The following is a 14276-nucleotide window of genomic DNA, read 5'->3' on the forward strand; positions in this document are numbered from 1 at the left end:
GCCACCGGCGAGATCACCGACCTGGTGTCCCTGGCCACCGCCCCGGCCGCGGTGACCGGCCCGGTCGAGCGTGCGATGGCCGCCGGGGAAGCGGGCTGGACGCTGGTGCGCCGCTACCACCGCGCCTGCGCCGACCTGGACACCACCGACGCTGCCGCCCTGGCCAACGGCTTCTTCGGCCACGACCCGGGCGCCGCGGTCACCGAACGCCTGGACTCCACCGGGCAGCTCACCGGCGGGCCCTGGCCCCACACCGAGTTCAACCGGGCCCTGGACCGGGAAGTGGGCAAGGTCAAGAGCCGCGACCCCGAGCAGGCCGCCAAGGCCCGGGAACGGGCCGCGGCCAACGCCGACGTCCGGCTACGCCTGGACAAGGAAGGCACCGCCACCCTGTCCATCGCCTGCACCCCCACCCAGGGCGCCCTGGTAGCCGACCGCATCGAACGTGCCGCTCGCGCGGCCCGCGCCGCCGGCGAGCCCCGCACCCTGCGACAACTACGCACCGCCTTCGCCACCGCCCTGCTGCTGCACGGCACCCTGGACACCACCGACCTACCCGAAGACCCCGACCGGGTCAGCGTCGAACAGGCCGCGGAACTGTCCAAGATCCTGGGCGCCCTACCCCCCGCCCAGCTCAACGTCATCGTCCCCCTGTCCACCCTGCTCGGCACCACCGGCCCCCACACCACCACCGGGCACGGAGTGGAGGCCGACACCCAGCCCGGGACCATGGACGCCGCCGGTCACCCCCTACCCGCAGCCTTCGCACGCCCACCCGGCTGCACCTGCCCCTGTACCTGTCCCGCCAACAACACCCCACCACCCGATCCCCCACCACCCGATGCCCCACCACCGGATGCCCCACCACCGGATGCCGCACCACCGGATGCCTCACCGCCTGATGGCCCACCACCTGATGCCCGACCGCCGGATGCCCGACCGCCGGGTGGCGACCCGGGCGAGGCGGAGCCGGGACCGGACCCGGCCGGCGGGCAGGAGCCGGCCGGTGAGGACGGCGTCGCGGAGGTCATCGGCCGGCACAGCCTCTTCCTGTCCGGGCAGGAGGCCCGGATCCTGGCGCTGACCCCGGGCTCGACGCTGTACCGGTTGGTGACCGACCCGGCCACCGGGGCCCTCATCGAGCGCTCCACCACGGCCTACAAGTTCGACAAGGCGATGCGCGCCCACATCATCGCCGCCGACGTCTTCTGTCGCATGCCTGGCTGCCTGCGTCCGGCCTCCCGCGCCCAGATCGACCACGTCCAGGAACACGGCACCGCCGGCGGGCACACCTGCATCGGCAACGGCCAACCCCTGGACGAACCCCACCACGACCTGAAGACCAAGAAACACTGGGACGCGGTCATCCACGCCAACCGCGACGTCACCTGGACCACCCTGCTCGACCGCATCTACCGCACCAAGACCCACGACTACACCCAGTACACCAAGCTCCTGGCCGCCGCCACCACCGCCATCGACGACGCCATCGCCGGTGGACAAGCCCGGGCCGAGGCCATCGACGACGCGATCTACCAGGCCCTGACCTACCGGCCACCCAACGCACCACTACGAGCCGAGGACGACAACCCCTGGAACGAAGACGCCTTCACCGCCTGGGACATCCTGGACACCACCCACCTCAACCCCACCACCGGACGACGCACCTACCACCCCCACCCCGACACCCTCCACAACGAGAAACAACGCCACCACCACACCAGCAACACCACACGCCGCAGCGGCGATGACACAGACCCTCGCAGCAGCCAGAACACCCGTCGCCAGAGCCAGAACACCGGTCGTCGCCGGAGCAAGAACACCGACCCAGACCAGACCAGGCCCAACAACACCACACCGACCACCCCCTGGACCAACGACCCCGACGCCCCACCACCCTTCTAACAGCGGATCGCGCAGCACGGTCGCCGCCCAGGGTGAGGCCAAGGCGCACGAGCCAGGGGCGATTGATTAGCCGATCGTGCGACGCAGGGCGGTCAGCTCCGCCGCAAGGGCCACCGGATCCAGGCCAGCCTCGCCGTAGTCGTAGACCATGACGCGCAACTGGTCCATCAGCACAGCCGGACCGAGGTCGGGGACCGGAGCACACGGCATACTCTCGGCGGCGGCGACGCGGTCGGCGAGGTCCTGCACCACGTCGCGGACCCGCGGAGACACAGAGAGCGCGTGGTCCAGCGGCAGCTGCTGCCACCGGCGGACCACGCGCCCCAACTCTGTCCCGATCACCTCGCGCGCCGCGCGCGGGTCGGGGTCGGTCATGTGCGTCAGTCGCTCTGCAGGATCGCGAACAGGCGCAGGAACTCGATGTAGAGCCACACCAGGCTGGCCACTAGGCCGTGACCCATCAGCCAGGAGTACTTCTCCGGGGCACCAGCCTGGATGCCACGGTCCACGGAGTCGAAGTCGACAGCCAGCGAGTAGGACGCCAGCGCCACACCGAGCACGGAGATCAGGATCCCGAGCGGGCCCATGCCGAACACGCCCCAGCCGTCGCCGAAGCCCATGAAGCTGGCACCGAGGTTGACCAGCAGGAACACGAGGTAACCCATGGCCATCATGCCGAAGATGCGACGCGACTTGCTGGTGACCTTGATGAAGCCGACCTTCCAGGCGATGAACATGCCCGCGAAGGTGCCCATCGTGGCGACGACGGCGGTGGTCACGACGCCCGGCCACATGGCGTTGAAGGTGACGCTCACGGCTCCGAGGAACATGCCCTGCAGCACCGCGTGAGCGACGATCAGCGGGACGTTGACCTTCTTCTGGAAGGCGATGGCAAAGCTGAGTCCGAGCGAGCCGAACATGCCCAGCAGCCAGACCGGCATCGCCACCTCAGGCTGAGCACCGACGAAGAACCACGCACCGGCGGCCACGACCAGCACGATCCCGAACAGGGCCAGGGACTTCATGACCACGTCATCGAGCGTCAGACGACCGGTCTCCGCCGGCCCGGCGGGGGCCTGGCGGTACATCTGCTCGAGCTGCTCGGGGCTCATGGACTCCGAGGCACCGGGGTAGCCCATCGGCATCTGCGGCTGGCCCTGCGGCGGACCATAGCCCTGCGGGGCCCCGTAGCCCTGCTGGGGGTGCCCCTGAGGGGCGGCCTGGCCCTGCTGCGGTGCCTGATTGAAGCCGGCGTACTGCTGGGCTTCCTTGTCGATACGGTTAAAAACAGGGTTGGTCGCCATCTCTGGCCCTCCTCGTTAGCGGCACGCGTGTGTCGTCACGTCACAGTTTAGAGCGAACAGATGGCCCTGGTTGTTCCCGCCCCACACACGGGCCTCATTGTCCACAGGATTCCTCGCTTCTGAGGGTGCCCAGGGGCTACCATGAACACTCCCCCGCACGGTTGTGCCATTCCAACGACGGAGTCTGGATGTTGCGTTCTGCACCCGCGCGCCTGGCGTGCGTCACCGCCGCGGCAGCCCTTGCCGTGGCGGGAGCGGGCGTGCCCGGGGCCATGTCCGCCCCCGACGTCGCTGCGGTGGAGGTGTCCCTCGCACCCACCGAGGCCCCCCAGGGCTACCCCCGGCAGAACATCCTCGCCGAGCCGCCGGTGGACTCCTCGGACGCGGCGATCCGGCTGGGCCTGACCCCCTACCACGACATCGCACCGCAGTTGAATGCTCTGCAGCGCAGCTCCCAGCGGGTCAGCGCCGAGGCGATCGGGCAGACCGTGACCGGCCGGGAGGTCTACCTGGTCACGCTCACCGCCCCCGAGACCCGCGGCGAGACTCGACAGCAGGAGCGGATGCGTGAGCGCATCCTCACCCAGCCACAGCAGGCCGCGAAGGACCGGGGCCTGGCGCGCAAGTACAAGACGCCGATCTTCATCAACGCCAACATCCACGGCAACGAGTGGGAAGGCACCGACGCGGCGCTGCGCCTCATCGAGGACTACGCGACCAGCGACGACCCCGAGGTCGTGGAGACACTCGAGCGGAGCCGCATCTATCTCGTCATCACGATGAACCCCGACGGTCGCCACGACAACACGCGCGCCAACGCCTCGGGCTTCGACATGAACCGCGACTTCATCACGGCGACGCAGCCGGAGGTCGTCGCGGTCCGCGACGCGTTGATCCGCACGCAACCGCTGGTGATGCTCGACCTGCACGGCTACGTCAACGGCACGTTGATCGAGCCCACCACCCCGCCGCACGGCGAGAACTACGAGTACGACCTGTTCATCAAGCACGCCTACCCCAACGGCCTGGGCATGGAGCAGGCAGTGCTCGAGCTCGGCTACACGCCGGAGGACGACGGCGTGAACCCGCCCCAGATCCCCTTCCGCGACTGGGACGAGGGGTGGGACGACTGGCCACCGATCTTCACGCCGCAGTACGCCGCCTACCACGGGGCCGTCGCGCACACCGTCGAGATCCCGCTGCGCGTCAACAACGCCAGCTACAACCTGCCCGAGGAGGAGCTGCACCGTCGCTCGGCGATCAACACCAACATCGCGCACGCGGCGATCACGTCCTCGATCGGCTACGTGCAGGCCAACCGCGCGGAGCTGCTGGCGGACCAGATCGAGATCTTCCGCCGAGGGGTCACCGGGGCCGAGCCGGTCGAGGTCACCGACGAGCTGTTCCCCGAGATCGGCCCCGAGGACGTCTACCTCACCGAGTACCCCCGCGCCTACATCATCCCCGTCGGGGACGAGCAGCGCTCCGCCCCTGCCGCGGCCCGCCTCGTCGACCACCTGATCGCCAATGGCGTCGAGGTCCGCACCACCCGCGTGCCGGTCACCGTCGACGGCCAGACCTACCCGGCCGGCAGCTACGTCGTCGACATGCACCAGGCCCGCCGTGGGCTGGCGAACACCATCCTCGGGCCAGGCACCGACATCAGCGACCGGGTCGACTCGATGTATGACATCTCCGGGTGGAGCCTGGGTCTGCTCTGGGGCGCGGACGTCGCGACCATCCCCCAGGACGGCAGTATGCCGAGGGCTGGCCGGCCGATCGCGTCCGCCGAGCCGACGGGTCAGGTCACGGGCGACGGCGATCTGCTCCTGCACCTGAACGACCCGGCCGACCTGGCCGCGCTGAACCACCTGGCCCGCTCCGACGCCGGTGCGGAGTGGCTGGCCGACGGGTCCGTCCTGGTCCCGGAGGAGTCGGCCGACCGGGCCCGCGCCACGGCCGACGCCTTCGGCGTCACCTTCTCCGCGGCCCCGGTGGGGGCGAGCGGTGAGCCCGTCGACGAGCTCGTCGTTGCGGCGGCCGCTACCCCGGAGGAGCGCTGGGCCCTGAACGAGATGGGCTTCGAGGTCCGGGAGATCAACGCGACCGTCCTCAACGACGGCTTCAACTACTCCGACGTCGACGCCCTCTACGTCTCGACCGCCGCCGTCTCGTGGTCCTCGCTGGAGGACGAGGCCCGCAACGACATGGCCTCCTTCCTGCGCGACGGCGGTGGCCTCGTGGGGCGAGGCCTCCACGGTGTGCGCCTCAACGGCGAGCTCCAGCTGCTCGACGTGACGCTCGAGCTCGGCAATGGCGACGGCAACGGCGTGGTGGCGGTCGACAGCGCCGACACTGCCATCGGCAGCGGCGCGACACCACACTCCTTCGTCTACTCCCCCGCCTGGTTCACCGGCCTCGGCGAGGACATCACCGTCGACCAGCGCTACGCCAGCGAGGACGTCCTGGTCAGCGGCCACTGGGCGGGGACCGCCGAAGAGGGTGGTCAGGACGCCGCGGCCGGAGCTCCCGTGATCGTCAGCGGCACCAACGACCACGGCTCCGCCGTGCTGTTCGGCAGCCAGCCGCTGTTCCGGGCCCACCCCAAGGGTCAGTACTCCCTCGTCGGCCGCGCCCTCTTCTGGTCCACCCTCCAGGACTGAGCCGATGGCCCGCTCGCCGCAGCCCGGCGCGGACCTGGTCGTCCCGGCGGGTCCGGGACTCCCCCAGGGCATGACCATCCCTGCGGGAGAACTGCTGGAGCACTTCTCCCGCGCCGCCGGCCCGGGCGGCCAGGGGGTCAACACCACGGACAGCCGGGTGCAACTGACCTACCGTCCGGCTTCGTCCATCGCGGTGGCCGAGCTGTCGGAGGCGACCCGCGACCGGCTGCTGCGCCAGCTCGAACCACGGCTGACCGGCGGGCAGTTGGTCGTCGTGGCCGCCGAGCACCGGGCCCAGCGCCAGAACCGTCAGGCCGCCCGCGAGCGCCTGATCGAGCTGCTGCGCAAGGCGGCCGCTCCGCCGCCTCCGCCCCGTCGGGCAACCCGGCCCACACGAGGCAGCCAGCGCCGGCGACTGGAGACCAAGCGCCAGCGTTCGCAGATCAAGGCCGGTCGCGGCCGGGTCACTGGAGAGGGACACTGAGTGAGGCACACACCGCACTACCTGATGACCGACCCCGACGAGGTCAGGCGGCTCATCGTCAACAACCCCTGGGCGACGATCGTCTCCCCGACCAGCAAGGGTCTGGTCGCCTCGCACTATCCGGTGCTGCTGGATGAGGATCCACCCGCCACCACAGGTCAGGACTCACCCTCCGCCGCAGGCCAGGACTCACCACCGATCAGCATCGTCAGTCACGTCGGCCGCCCGGACGAGCAGCTGCACGAGCTCGGGCAGCACGAGGTGCTGGTGATCATCCAGGGACCGCACGACTACGTCTCGGCCAGCTGGTACGAGCCCGGCGACCTGGTCGCGACCTGGAACCACGTCACCGCCCACCTCTACGGAGTGCCGGAGATCCTGTCCGAGGAGGAGAACTACGCCGTCCTGTCCCGGCTGACCGACCACTTCGAGCACGGCCGCCCCGGCGCTCGCAGCCTGTCCGAGGACGAGGCCGGCACCCGCCGGGCTGCCAAGGGCACCGTGGGCCTGCGGCTGCGCGTCACGCGCTTCGACGCCCGCGCCAAGCTCAGCCAGAACAAGCCGTCGGCCGTCCAGGACCGGATCGTGGAGGAGCTCGGGTCCACCAACCCCGCCCTCGCCGAGGAGATGCGACGGGTTCGGTGACCGCCGACGGGCGTCCCGGCGGTTTCCTGGGTGCCCCGAAAGTTTCCGGGTGTCCTGACGGTTTCCCGGGTGCCCCCGACACGGGTGCCCCCGACGGGATTCGAACCCGCACTGGACCCATTTTAAGTGGGCTGCCTCTGCCGGTTGGGCTACGGGGGCGCCGCCAGCCTACCCATCTCCTCCCGCCGGCTGAGCGACCCGGTGACGGTCTTGCCGACGCGGGGGGGCGTCGTAGGGTGTGCCTCGACCAGGAGAGGAGGGGCGATGACGACGAGCCGTTCACGACGCGCAGCCGTCCTCGTGACGGCGCTGCTGATCGGCACCGCCTGCTCCTCGGGGGACGGCGAGAACGCCCAGGATCCGCCCGGCGACGCCTCGCCCCCTGCGGCGCCAGCACCCGCAGAATCCGCACCCCCCGATCCGGCATCCCCCACCCCGACGGCCGGGTCCGGCCGGTGGGACCCGCAGGCCTGGGAGCCAACGGTCCAGGTCACCCTGGGCACGCTCTCGTCCGCCGACCGCGAGCAGTGGCGGGCCGACTACCTGGCCCAGCTCGGTGACCAGCTCGATGGCCCCGTCCCCGACGTGCCGCTGGAGCGCTGGGTCCACCCGAAGGCGGAGTGGGACGCGGCCATGTCCGCGTGCATGGGCGACTCCGGGTTCCCGGTCGAGGTCGAGGGCGGCGGCATCTCCTACCCCGGCGGTCCCCCACCGGCGGACCAGCTGTCAGCGTGGGACCTGGCCTGGTATCAGTGCAACGCCCGGTTCACCCCGGACCCCGACTACATGCGCGACTGGACGGAGGAGCAGATCGGGCTGGTCTACGACTACTGGGACCAGTACTTCATCCCCTGCATGGAGGCGCACGGACACCCGATCAACACAGCGGTGCAGCCCAGCCGGGGCACCTACATCTCGACGTTCTTCACCCCCGAGCCCTCCTGGTGGCCCAACCGGTACATCGAGATGCTGCCGCCCGCGGAGAGGGAACGGCTGGCGCCGACCTGCGCGCCCTACCCGCCGGACGACGTCTTCTACGGGTTCTGAGCGAGGCCCCGCACGATCACAGCGACGCGATGACCTCGTCGAGCATCGCCTCGGTCAGCTTCCCGGTGAAGGTGTTCTGCTGGCTGACGTGATAGCTGCCCACCAGGCGCACCACCCGCCCGTCCGGCGTGCCCAGCTCGGCGGTGGCACCGTGACCGAACCTGGGCTTGGGCCTGGGCACGGTCCAGCCCAGCTCCCGCACGGTCCGCAGCGTGGCGTCCCAGCCGATGGAGCCCAGCGCCATGATCGAGCGCAGCGTCGGCAGCGCCAGCTCCAGCTCCCGGTGCAGCCACGGCGCACAGGTCGCCTTCTCCTGTGTCGTCGGCTTGTTCTGCGGCGGGGCGCACCGCACCGCCGAGACGATGCGGATGCCGCGCAGCTCCAGCCCGTCGCCGGCGTGCTCGGCGGTGGGCTGGTTGGCGTAGCCAGCGCGGTGCAGCGCGGCATAGATCCAGTCCCCGGACCGGTCGCCGGTGAACATCCGCCCCGTGCGGTTCGCCCCGTTCGCGGCCGGCGCGAGGCCGACCACGAGCACCGGGGCACCGGCTGGGCCGAAGCCCGCGGCGGGCCGGCCCCAGTAGGGCTGGTCGGCGAAGGAGGCCCGTCGCCCCGTCGTGGCCACGGACTCGCGCCATCGCACCAGGCGCGGGCAGGCACGGCACACGGTCACTGCTGCGTCCAGCTCGTCGGTGGTGGTGGCGCGCCGGGCCAGCCGGGCCACCTGCGCCGGGGTCCGGGCCACCGGAGTGTCGGCGGTGGCGGGATCACCTGGCCACCCGGTCCCGGGCGGGACGGGTGAGGGGAACTCCTGGCCGGTGACCGGGTGCGAGTCGGTGGTGGACATGGAGGGCAGGGAGTATGCCGTGGGTCAGGCCGGGCGCGCCTGTGACAGCGCGATCCCGTCCAGGATGTCGTGCTCGGAGGCGCGCACGGTGCTCAGCCCGGAGTCGTGCTGGACCCGCTGGATGATGCTGCGCCACACCAGTGCGCCGGCCCCGATCACGTCGACCCGGCCCTCGTGCATGTAGGGCAGGGCGGCGCGGTCCGCCCGGCTCATCTGGGCCAGCTCCGTGCACGCGGTGATCGCCTGGTCGACCGGGATCTCTGCCCCGTGGATGCGGGCGCTGTCGTAGGAGTCCAGCCGCAGCGCGTGCGCGGTTACGGTCGTCACCGAGCCCGCCACGCCGACGAGGGTCCCGACCCCCGTGAGGTCGACGTCCTCGGCGGCGCTGTTGACGGCCATCGTGATGTCCCCCAGGGCCGGCCAGATCTCGGCCTCGGACGGCGGGTCGCTCCTCAGGTGCCGCTCGGCCATCCGGACACAGCCGATGTCGACCGAGGCGGACTGCTCGACCGCCCCGTCGCCCCGGACGAACTCGGTGGAGCCACCACCGATGTCGACGACCAGGTAAGGGGCCAGTCCTCCCGTCAGGCCCGTCGTCGCCCCCGCGAAGGAGAGCTCCGCCTCCTCCCGACCGGTGATCACCTCGGGGCTGGTGCCGAACGCCGCGAAGACCTCGGTGACCCCGGACACGAACTCGTCGGCGTTGGCGGCGTCGCGCGAGGCCGAGGTGGCCACGAAACGCACCGACTCACAGCCCGCCTGCTCGCACTGTGCCGCATAGTCGGCCGCTGCCGTCAACGTGCGGGCCATCGGCTCCGCCCCGATCCGCCCCGTGGCGTCGACGCCGTGACCGAGCCGGACGATCCGCATCTCACGGTGCACCTCCTCGAGCCCGCCAGCGCCGACATCGGCGATCAGCAGCCGGATCGAGTTGGTGCCGCAGTCGATCGCGCCGACACGAGTCATGAGGTCTCCTCGGTCTCCTGCGGTTCGGCACAGCACCCGTCGTGCCACCACTCCGGCAGTGCCGCCAGCGCCTCGTCGCCGAGCGGGTTGACACCCGGTCCGACCGCGAGTGAGTGGGCGACCAGCACGTGCAGGCACTTGACCCGGGTCGGCATCCCACCGGCCGAGATGCCCTCGATCTCGGGCACCGACCCGAGCTCCGCCCGGCGGGCGAGATAGTCCTCGTGCGCCACGGCATACTGCCTGGCCAGCTCGGCATCCTGCCCGAGCCGCTCGGTCATCTCGCGCATCATCCCCTCGCTCTCCAGCGTGGAGATGGCACCGGTCAGGCGGGGGCAGGTGGCGTAGAACGAGGTCGGGAACGGGGTGCCGTCGGGCAGCCGCGGCTCGGTGCGCACCACCGTGGGGCAGCCGCAGGGGCAGCGGTGGGCGATGGCCACGACGCCGCGCGCGGGGCGGCCCAACTGCCGCTGGATGGTCAGCAGGTCCTCGTCGGTGGGGACCTCGTGGTGGTCAGGGACGCTCGGCGACATCGGTCTCCGGGAGGCCCTCGTTGGCGGTGACGACCGACTCCCAGACCTGGCCGAACCAGGGGCGGTGGGCGTGCGTGTCCTCCGTGAGCGGTGTCATGCCCGGGAGCGGCTCGCTCAGCTGCTCACCGGTGTCGTCGAGCACCGTGAAGGCCACCTCACCGGGCTTGACGAAACGCAGCCGCTCGCGGGCCTGCTGCTCGACATAGGCGTCGTCCTCCCACCGCTCCAGCTCGCTCTCGATCCGGGCGATGTCCTCCTGCTCGGCGGCGATCTGCTGCTCCGCTTTGGAGATCGCGGCGCGCTGGTCGAGGTAGCCGCGCAGCGTAGGCGTCAGGAACAGCGCGAGGAACCCGATGAGCACGATGAGGGCGCCGAGCCGCCACAGGTGCGGCGGCGTCTGTCGTCGGGCGCTGCCGCTGGAGGAGGTGGAGCGGGCCGCGGTCCGGGGTGCGCTGGCCGCCTTCGCCCGCGGCGCGGGCCGTTTGGCGGCAGGACGGGACGAGCCGCGGCCGGGGCCTCGCGTGGTGGCCATCTGCTCGTCCTCCTCCGGGGAGTATGTCGTGTGCTGGGTCTGTGAGGTTCTGCGCGGTCTGTCCGGGTGGTGGGTCAGTGGGCCGCCGCCGGCCAGGTGGTTAGGCCGACGGGGTGAAGCGCGGGAAGGCTGCGGCGCCGGCATACTCCGCGGCGTCGTCCAGCTCCTCCTCGATCCGCAGGAGCTGGTTGTACTTGGCGACGCGCTCGGAGCGAGCCGGTGCCCCGGTCTTGATCTGGCCGCAGTTGGTGGCGACCGCGAGGTCGGCGATCGTGACGTCCTCGGTCTCGCCGGAGCGGTGGCTCATCATGCAGCGGTAGCCGTTGCTCTGGGCCAGGGTCACCGCGTCGAGCGTCTCGGTCAGCGTGCCGATCTGGTTGACCTTGACGAGCAGCGCGTTGCCGACTCCCTCGGTGATGCCGCGCTGCAGCCGCTCGGGATTGGTGACGAACAGGTCGTCGCCGACCAGCTGGACGCGGTCGCCCAGACGCTCGGTCATCGCCTTCCAGCCGGCCCAGTCCTCCTCGTTCAGGGGGTCCTCGATCGACACCAGGGGGTAGCTGTCGACGAGCTCGGCGTAGTAGTCGATCATCTCCTCGGCGCTCTTGCTGCCGCCCTCGAAGGTGTAGACGCCGTCGTCGTGGAACTCGCTGGCGGCCACGTCGAGGGCCAGCGCGATGTCGCTGCCGGCGGTGTAGCCGGCCTTGCCGATGGCCTCGACGATGAGGTCGAGCGCGGCCCGGTTGGACTCCAGGTTGGGCGCGAAGCCACCCTCGTCACCGAGGCCCGTGCTCAGCGCGCGCTCCTTCAGCACCCCTTTGAGCGCGTGGTAGACCTCGGTCCCCCAGCGCAGCGCCTCGCGGAAGGAACCGGCGCCGATCGGGGCGATCATGAACTCCTGGATGTCCACGTTGGAGTCGGCGTGGGAGCCGCCGTTGAGGATGTTCATCATCGGGACCGGCAACAGGTGCGCGTTGGGGCCGCCGACGTAGCGGAACAGCGGCAGCTGCGCGGAGTCCGCCGCGGCGTGGGCCACCGCCAGGCTGACTCCGAGGATCGCGTTGGCGCCGACCTCGGCCTTGTTGTCGGTGCCGTCGACGGCCAGCATCTCCGCGTCGACGAGGCGCTGCTCGCTGGCCTCGAAGCCCAGCAGCCGCGGCTCGAGGTCGTCCATCACTGCGGTGACTGCCTGCTCGACGCCCTTGCCGAGGTATCGGCCCTCGTCGCCGTCCCGACGCTCGACGGCCTCGAAGGCCCCGGTGGACGCGCCCGAGGGCACGGCCGCACGGCCCACGGTCCCGTCGTCCAGGCCGACCTCGACCTCGACGGTCGGGTTGCCGCGAGAGTCCAGGATCTCGCGGGCGATGATCGCGTCGATGACAGCCACGACTACTCCTTGCTGGGGATGCACACGTCCGGTCGCCTTGAGCCTAACGGCCCGCGCCGCCCAACCCCCACCGGGCGCGCGGCGTTGCGTCAACAGCCCCGGAGTGCCTGTCGCTGGCGCAGTGCCTCGTGCAGCACGACCGAGCCGGCCACCGCGGCGTTCAGCGAGCTCGCGGACCCCACCATCGGGATGCTCACCACGGCGTCACACGCCTCACGCCAGGCACGGGTCAGCCCGCGGGTCTCGTTGCCGACGACCAGCACGGTCGGGCCGCTCAGATCGGCCTCGACCAGCGGCAGGTCGCCGCCCTCGTCCAGGCCCAGGACCTGCCACGCGGCCCCGTCCGCAGACCGGCCACGCACCCAGGCCAGCACCTCGGCGTGCGAGGGCACCCGCACCACCGGCACGCTCAGCAGGGATCCGGTGCTCGCCCGCACGCACCGCGGGTCGTAGGGGTCGGCCGCGTGCCCGGTCACCACGACCCCGCTGCCGCCGAAGGCGTCGACCGACCGCACCAGCGTCCCGATGTTCCCGGGGCTGCCGGGTCGGTCGAAGACCGTGACCAGCGGCTGGTGCGCCCGGCCTGGGTCGACCAAGCGGTCCAGGTCGTCGGCCGGGAGCTCCAGGACAGCCAGCAACTCGGGGGCCGACTCGTCCTTGCCGCCCAGCTCGGCCATCAGCTCCTGCGGCAGTATGACGTGCGCCTGCGCCGCGGTCCCCTGCCAGACTCCCTCGGCCCAGGAGGACAGCGGGGCCTGCGTGCGTAGCAGGGCGCGCACCGTCCACCCGCGCTCCAGCGCCAGGGTCAGCGGACGGACGCCCTGCACGACGAACTCCCGCCGCCGGGAGCGCTTGGTCCGGTTGCCCAGCAGGGCGTGCCACTCCTGGAAGGTCGCGTTGCGGCTGTGGATGCGCAGCTCGGGGCTCATGACGAGCCGGCGGCCGGGTCGGTCGCCCCCAGGTCGCGCAGCAGCCCGCGCAGCGCGGACGACGGGTCGACGCCGGCGGCCCGCGCGGCCAGCACCACGTCCATGAGCCGTGCGGCGATCACTCCGTCTGCGCCCGCACCGTCCGGGCCCACACCGACCGTGCCCGCGCCATCGTGCCCCCCGTCGTCTGAGCCCACAACAGCGAGCCGCCCATCGACCTCAGCGCGCAACCACGCGCGCAGACCGGCCCGCTCCAGGCGGGTGGCGACCTTGGTCGCGCGGGCGAGCGCCGACATACCGGCGGGGATGCCCTCGAGCGGATGCTCGCGGTGCGGCTTCTCGGTCGCCTTGAGCTGCTCCCAGTTGGCCTCGACGGCCGCCGCGTCCGCGGCCTCGACATCGGCGAAGACGTGCGGGTGGCGGTGCACGAGCTTGTCAACCAGCCGTCCGGCGATGTCGTCGATGTCGAAGCCATCCTCGCGCTCGGCGGCCACCCGCGCGTGGAAGACCACCTGCAGCAGCACGTCCCCGAGCTCCTCGGCGATGTGGCCGTCATCGCCGGACTCCAGCGCCTCGACCGCCTCGTGCGCCTCCTCGATCAGGTAGGGCACCAGGCTCTGATGGGTCTGCGCCGCGTCCCACGGGCAGCCGCCGGGCGACCGGAGCCGGTCCATGACGGCGACAACGTCGAGCAGCCGGGCACCGGGTTGGTCCCAGGACCCGACCAGGACCTCGAGCTCGGGGGCGTCGCGGCGGGTCGCCTCGGCGGCGAGTGCGTCGGTCAGGCCGGGGTCACCGTCGGGCGAGCCTACCCACGCGACGGCAGCGTCGGCAGCCCGGTCGAGCAGCTCCCGGGCCAGTGCGCGCACCTCACCGTCCGCGGCGGAGACCGCGATGCCGGCAGCGAGTATGGCGCGGGGCTGGGGATCGGTGAGGGTGCGGGCCAGCACGACGTCGGCCTCCTCGAGACTGCGCCACGCCTCGCGCGACAGCAGGCCGGGGGCCAACCGCGGTGAGGTCAGCAGCAGGCTGAGGCG

The 14276-nt window shown here is 71.5% G+C and carries 14 protein-coding genes and 1 tRNA gene; 5 read left to right on the plus strand and 10 right to left on the minus strand.

What is annotated here, in order from left to right:
• On the plus strand, window positions 1-1905 hold a 1905-nt coding region (locus MWU75_RS16960), incomplete at its 5' end, for an HNH endonuclease signature motif containing protein (protein ID WP_247093145.1).
• Between the two features lie 66 nt (window positions 1906-1971).
• On the opposite strand, the gene MWU75_RS16965 is transcribed toward MWU75_RS16960, so the two are convergent.
• Both MWU75_RS16965 and MWU75_RS16970 read right to left on the minus strand, forming a co-directional pair.
• Window positions 1972-2280, minus strand: a complete 309-nt coding sequence (locus MWU75_RS16965) for a hypothetical protein (RefSeq protein ID WP_247093147.1) — start codon at window positions 2278-2280, stop codon at window positions 1972-1974.
• Window positions 2281-2285: 5 nt separating this feature from the next.
• The gene (locus tag MWU75_RS16970) at window positions 2286-3209 is read right to left on the minus strand and encodes a Bax inhibitor-1/YccA family protein (protein ID WP_247093149.1); all 924 of its coding nucleotides are present in this window, start codon (window positions 3207-3209) and stop codon (window positions 2286-2288) included.
• A gap of 188 nt (window positions 3210-3397) precedes the next feature.
• Between MWU75_RS16970 and MWU75_RS16975 the strand changes: the two genes are divergently transcribed.
• From MWU75_RS16975 to MWU75_RS16985, 3 genes are read left to right on the plus strand one after another with little or no spacing between them, the layout of a single operon-like run.
• Entirely contained in the window at window positions 3398-5872 is a 2475-nt protein-coding gene (locus MWU75_RS16975) for a M14 family zinc carboxypeptidase (protein WP_247093151.1), read from the plus strand.
• A gap of 4 nt (window positions 5873-5876) precedes the next feature.
• Entirely contained in the window at window positions 5877-6356 is a 480-nt protein-coding gene (arfB, locus tag MWU75_RS16980; RefSeq protein WP_247093154.1) for an alternative ribosome rescue aminoacyl-tRNA hydrolase ArfB, read from the plus strand.
• Window positions 6357-7001, plus strand: coding sequence for an FMN-binding negative transcriptional regulator (locus tag MWU75_RS16985; protein WP_247093156.1), 645 nt, complete (start codon window positions 6357-6359; stop codon window positions 6999-7001). It begins immediately after the preceding gene.
• Window positions 7002-7086: 85 nt separating this feature from the next.
• On the opposite strand, the gene MWU75_RS16990 is transcribed toward MWU75_RS16985, so the two are convergent.
• Window positions 7087-7160 (minus strand) — tRNA-Leu (locus MWU75_RS16990).
• A gap of 105 nt (window positions 7161-7265) precedes the next feature.
• On the opposite strand from MWU75_RS16990, the gene MWU75_RS16995 reads away from it, so the two are divergent.
• Window positions 7266-8048: a hypothetical protein gene (locus MWU75_RS16995; RefSeq protein ID WP_247093158.1), complete on the plus strand. Its 783-nt coding sequence runs from the start codon at window positions 7266-7268 to the stop codon at window positions 8046-8048.
• 16 nt (window positions 8049-8064) lie between these two features.
• On the opposite strand, the gene MWU75_RS17000 is transcribed toward MWU75_RS16995, so the two are convergent.
• From MWU75_RS17000 to MWU75_RS17030, 7 genes are all read right to left on the minus strand, one after another.
• Window positions 8065-8892, minus strand: a complete 828-nt coding sequence (locus MWU75_RS17000; protein ID WP_247093160.1) for a uracil-DNA glycosylase — start codon at window positions 8890-8892, stop codon at window positions 8065-8067.
• Between the two features lie 24 nt (window positions 8893-8916).
• Window positions 8917-9858 (minus strand): Ppx/GppA phosphatase family protein, encoded by a 942-nt coding sequence (locus MWU75_RS17005; protein WP_247093162.1) that lies wholly within the window; start codon window positions 9856-9858, stop codon window positions 8917-8919.
• Complete coding sequence (locus MWU75_RS17010; RefSeq protein ID WP_247093164.1) at window positions 9855-10391, minus strand: DUF501 domain-containing protein; 537 nt, start codon at window positions 10389-10391, stop codon at window positions 9855-9857. Before MWU75_RS17010 ends, MWU75_RS17005 begins: the two co-directional genes overlap by 4 nt.
• The gene (locus MWU75_RS17015) at window positions 10372-10923 is read right to left on the minus strand and encodes a septum formation initiator family protein (protein ID WP_247093166.1); all 552 of its coding nucleotides are present in this window, start codon (window positions 10921-10923) and stop codon (window positions 10372-10374) included. Before MWU75_RS17015 ends, MWU75_RS17010 begins: the two co-directional genes overlap by 20 nt.
• A 100-nt stretch (window positions 10924-11023) precedes the next feature.
• Window positions 11024-12310, minus strand: coding sequence for a phosphopyruvate hydratase (eno, locus tag MWU75_RS17020; protein ID WP_247093168.1), 1287 nt, complete (start codon window positions 12308-12310; stop codon window positions 11024-11026).
• An 89-nt stretch (window positions 12311-12399) separates the two neighbouring features.
• A complete protein-coding gene (locus MWU75_RS17025) occupies window positions 12400-13239 on the minus strand; it encodes a TrmH family RNA methyltransferase (protein ID WP_247093169.1) in 840 nt (279 codons plus the stop codon).
• A complete protein-coding gene (locus tag MWU75_RS17030; RefSeq protein WP_247093171.1) occupies window positions 13236-14246 on the minus strand; it encodes a MazG family protein in 1011 nt (336 codons plus the stop codon). The genes MWU75_RS17025 and MWU75_RS17030 overlap by 4 nt, the downstream gene beginning before the upstream one ends.
• Window positions 14247-14276 lie beyond the last annotated feature (30 nt).

Origin of the sequence: Ornithinimicrobium sp. F0845 (assembly GCF_023015765.1) — a bacterium.
GTDB lineage: Bacteria > Actinomycetota > Actinomycetes > Actinomycetales > Dermatophilaceae > Ornithinicoccus.

What these genes read in the sequence shown, in the direction of transcription:
- MWU75_RS16965 (WP_247093147.1), bottom strand. Translation starts at nt 2,280, where the DNA reads ATGACCGACCCCGACCCGCGCGCGGCGCGCGAGGTGATCGGGACAGAG.
- MWU75_RS16970 (WP_247093149.1), bottom strand. Translation starts at nt 3,209, where the DNA reads ATGGCGACCAACCCTGTTTTTAACCGTATCGACAAGGAAGCCCAGCAG.
- MWU75_RS16975 (WP_247093151.1), top strand. Translation starts at nt 3,398, where the DNA reads ATGTTGCGTTCTGCACCCGCGCGCCTGGCGTGCGTCACCGCCGCGGCA.
- arfB (WP_247093154.1), top strand. Translation starts at nt 5,877, where the DNA reads ATGGCCCGCTCGCCGCAGCCCGGCGCGGACCTGGTCGTCCCGGCGGGT.
- MWU75_RS16995 (WP_247093158.1), top strand. Translation starts at nt 7,266, where the DNA reads ATGACGACGAGCCGTTCACGACGCGCAGCCGTCCTCGTGACGGCGCTG.
- MWU75_RS17000 (WP_247093160.1), bottom strand. Translation starts at nt 8,892, where the DNA reads ATGTCCACCACCGACTCGCACCCGGTCACCGGCCAGGAGTTCCCCTCA.
- MWU75_RS17005 (WP_247093162.1), bottom strand. Translation starts at nt 9,858, where the DNA reads ATGACTCGTGTCGGCGCGATCGACTGCGGCACCAACTCGATCCGGCTG.
- MWU75_RS17010 (WP_247093164.1), bottom strand. Translation starts at nt 10,391, where the DNA reads ATGTCGCCGAGCGTCCCTGACCACCACGAGGTCCCCACCGACGAGGAC.
- MWU75_RS17015 (WP_247093166.1), bottom strand. Translation starts at nt 10,923, where the DNA reads ATGGCCACCACGCGAGGCCCCGGCCGCGGCTCGTCCCGTCCTGCCGCC.
- MWU75_RS17025 (WP_247093169.1), bottom strand. Translation starts at nt 13,239, where the DNA reads ATGAGCCCCGAGCTGCGCATCCACAGCCGCAACGCGACCTTCCAGGAG.